We start from the raw sequence: 447 nt of genomic DNA, 5'->3' as shown, positions 1-447 counted from the left end.
ATCGGCACTTATTGCGAGACCAAGGACGGCAACAGCCACCAGACCCTGGAGTTCGATGTACCGGCCGCCGTGGTCGGGGCCAATATTCATCCGGCGGGCCGCGACATCACGGTGCAGTACTTCCTGATCCGTGGCACACGGGAAACGCCGTCCGACATCCTTACGCTGCGGTTGCTGGCCCTGACCACCTTGCCGATCCCGACCATCGAAGGCATTGGTGATAGCCCGGTGCTGGACCTCTCCCGCCTCAACGGCACGGAACGCACCACCCTCAGCCGCTGGCCGTTTATCCAGCGGTTGCAACGGATGTGGATGGAATATGAGGGCACCTATGTCGATGGCAGTCATTACTTCGAAGCCACCTACACCAACAACCTGGTGACCGCGGACGGGGAACTCAACGGCATCCTGCCACCGACCCCGGTGGATGAACTGCGCAAGCTGCGA

Annotated in this window: 1 pseudogene; it reads left to right on the top strand. The window is 61.5% G+C overall.

Going from position 1 to position 447, the window contains the following annotated elements:
• Positions 1–447: pseudogene (locus tag GNF76_RS29430) on the top strand (hypothetical protein); the annotation flags it as partial.

Source organism: Pseudomonas spelaei, assembly GCF_009724245.1.
In the GTDB taxonomy this organism is placed as follows: domain Bacteria; phylum Pseudomonadota; class Gammaproteobacteria; order Pseudomonadales; family Pseudomonadaceae; genus Aquipseudomonas; species Aquipseudomonas spelaei.
This window is presented reverse-complemented; position numbering and strand designations above follow the sequence as displayed.